The following is a 1,121-nucleotide window of genomic DNA, read 5'->3' on the forward strand; positions in this document are numbered from 1 at the left end:
CACCGCAATTCACAGATACCCCGTTCGCCCCACCGCTCCCCCACCCCACGGCCCCCTTCACCCACTTCCCCCTCACCTGTCCCCTCGGCGAACTTCACCTGTTCCCTCTACGAAAGATCGGCGGCGACGAGATGCGGCTGCGCGCACTGCTGGAGACCGATGCGCTGGGCCTGCGGCTGCTCGGCGGCGAGGACGAGCTCGACCGCACGGTCCGGGGCGTCATGACCACCGACCTGCGCGACCCCAGCCGCTACCTCTCCGGCGGCGAGCTGGTGCTCACGGGCCTCGCCTGGCACCGGGACGCGGCGGACTCCGAGCCGTTCGTCCGGATCCTGGCGGCGGCCGGGGTGGCCGGTCTCGCGGCCGGCGAGGCGGAGCTCGGTGACATCCCCGCCGATCTCGTCGAGGCGTGCCTGCACCACCGGCTGCCGCTCTTCGCCGTGCATGAGACCGTTGCGTTCGCAACGATCACCGAGTACGTCGTACGCCAGGTCTCCGGCGAGCGGGCGGGCGACCTGGCGGCCGTGGTGGACCGGCACCGACGACTGATGACCTCGGGCCCGGCGGGCGGCGGCCCCGAGGTGGTCCTGGACCTCCTCACCTCCGACCTGGACCTGCGGGCCTGGGTCCTGTCCCCCACCGGCCGCCAGATCGCCGGGGCGGGCGCCCCGCTGCCCGGCCCGCTGGGCGCCACGCTGGCCGGGCACCACCTGGCCGCGACGCGGACCGGCCGCCGGGCCCCGCACCGGGCGGCCGTCGCCGGTACGACGTATTCACTCTTCCCGATCCGGAACACCGGCCGGGGTGCGGTGCCGGCCGCCCGTGACGTACGGGAGTCGGTGCTCTCCGACTGGCTGCTGGCGGTCGAGGCGGACGCATCGGACTGGCCCGCCGCCCGGCTCGACCTGCTCCAGGGCGTGACCCAGCTGATCGCGGTCGAACGCGACCGCCGCGACGCGGCCCGTACGGTACGCCGCCGGCTCGCCCAGGAGGTACTGGAGCTGGTCCAGGCGGGCGCCGCCCCCGCCGAGATCGCGGCCCGGCTGCGGGTCGCCGCACCGGTCCTGCTGCCCGGCCTCGGCGTGGCCCCGCAGTGGCAGGTCGTGGTGGCCCGGGTCGAC

The 1,121-nt window shown here is 75.4% G+C and carries 1 protein-coding gene; it reads left to right on the forward strand.

Going from position 1 to position 1,121, the window contains the following annotated elements; all coding sequences use genetic code 11:
- Positions 1 to 131: 131 nt before the first annotated feature.
- Positions 132 to 1,121, forward strand: a 990-nt coding sequence (locus D3105_RS34045; RefSeq protein ID WP_206273066.1) for a PucR family transcriptional regulator ligand-binding domain-containing protein, incomplete at its 3' end; no start/stop codon positions are given.

This window comes from Streptomyces globisporus, assembly GCF_003501885.1.
GTDB lineage: Bacteria > Actinomycetota > Actinomycetes > Streptomycetales > Streptomycetaceae > Streptomyces > Streptomyces globisporus_D.